The following is a 1,656-nucleotide window of genomic DNA, read 5'->3' on the forward strand; positions in this document are numbered from 1 at the left end:
GCTCGCGATAGCGGTGTGTCAGTCGAGCAAATATTAACTGACTCACCGCTATCGCGAGCAGGCTCACTCCTACAGGGGATCTCCTCGAATCCAGAAGAGCAGGTCAACCCATGTCCCTCCCCTCCCAAGTACGCCTGATCGAAGTCGGCCCGCGCGATGGCCTGCAGAACGAAGCCCAACCGATCAGCGTGGCTGACAAGGTGCAACTGGTCGACGCCCTGAGCGCCGCCGGCCTTGGTTATATCGAAGTCGGCAGTTTTGTCTCGCCGAAATGGGTGCCGCAGATGGCCGGATCCGCCGAAGTGTTTGCGCAGATCCAGCGCAAACCCGGTGTGACCTACGGCGCACTGGCGCCGAACCTGCGCGGATTTGAAGATGCGCTGGCTGCCGGCGTGAAAGAAGTCGCGGTGTTCGCTGCGGCGTCCGAGGCGTTCTCGCAGCGCAACATCAACTGCTCGATCAGCGAAAGCCTGGCGCGCTTCGCACCGATCATGGAGGCCGCGAAACAGCACGGCGTTACCGTGCGCGGTTACGTGTCCTGCGTGCTCGGTTGCCCTTATGAAGGCGAGGTCGCACCGGAACAAGTGGCGATGGTCGCCCGCGAGTTGTATGCGATGGGCTGCTACGAAGTGTCCCTCGGCGACACCATCGGCACCGGCACCGCCGGCGCGACCCGGCGGTTGTTCGAAGTGGTGTCGGCGCAAGTGCCACGGGAAAAACTCGCCGGGCACTTCCACGACACCTACGGCCAGGCGATGGCCAACATCTATGCCAGCCTGCTGGAAGGCATCGCGGTGTTCGACAGCTCTATCGCCGGCCTCGGCGGCTGCCCGTACGCCAAAGGCGCGAGCGGTAACGTCGCCACCGAAGACGTGGTGTACCTGCTCAACGGCCTGGGCATCGAGACCGGTATCGACCTCGACGCCCTGATTGCGGCGGGTCAGCAGATCAGCGCGGTGCTCGGTCGCCCGAGCGGTTCGCGTGTGGCCAAGGCCCGTAACGCCCAGTGAGGGCGAAGGTGTTACCGCTGTGTCCGAAACGTGGGCGTAGTCGAGTAACACGGAAACAAATTGTCTGGTTTGCCCTGAAGGAAAAATCCTTCAAAAATCTCAAGGCATTGATTTACAAGGGATTTAAAAAGTTGGCACGGCTTCTGCTATCTCTATGGCATAACAAGAATAAAAAGCAGCAAACCAATAAAAATAAGACGTACCGACTCTGACATAACAAAAACAACACGGCAGAGACGCAGCTAACAGATTTTTTTGGAGAAGATGTGCTTTTCAGGGTGCTCTCAGGAGTGACCCGCAACCGGGCAGAGAACAATAAAACTACCTTCAGGTAGCTCCCGAATCGGTTGGATCGTTTAACGAGAAAGCAGATCAGCGCTCAAAAAAATACGTTTGCTCTTGACCCCGGATGGGGGTCGCCAAAAACAGCGGTAAAGGGCCACGGTTGCCAAAAACAACAACAGACCGCCCCTCAATAATAAAAAAGAGCACGCGACGACAAAATTAAAGGGGAGCCTCGGCTCCCCTTTGTGCTTTCTGTGATTCCTGAAAACATCACAGATTCCCTGTGGGAGCGGGCTTGCTCGCGAATGCTGAGTGTCAGGCGACAAATTTGTATCTGATACACCGCATTCGCGAGCAAGCC

At 57.4% G+C, this 1,656-nt stretch carries 1 protein-coding gene; it reads left to right on the forward strand.

The features are described from left to right. The first annotated feature begins 110 nt into the window (after window positions 1–110). On the forward strand, window positions 111–1,010 hold the full coding sequence (locus QMX91_RS31045; RefSeq protein WP_027614624.1) for a hydroxymethylglutaryl-CoA lyase: 900 nt from the start codon (window positions 111–113) through the stop codon (window positions 1,008–1,010). The last annotated feature ends 646 nt before the right edge of the window (window positions 1,011–1,656 follow it).

Source organism: Pseudomonas sp. PS01299 (assembly GCF_029960145.1).
Taxonomy (GTDB): Bacteria; Pseudomonadota; Gammaproteobacteria; order Pseudomonadales; family Pseudomonadaceae; genus Aquipseudomonas; species Aquipseudomonas putida_A.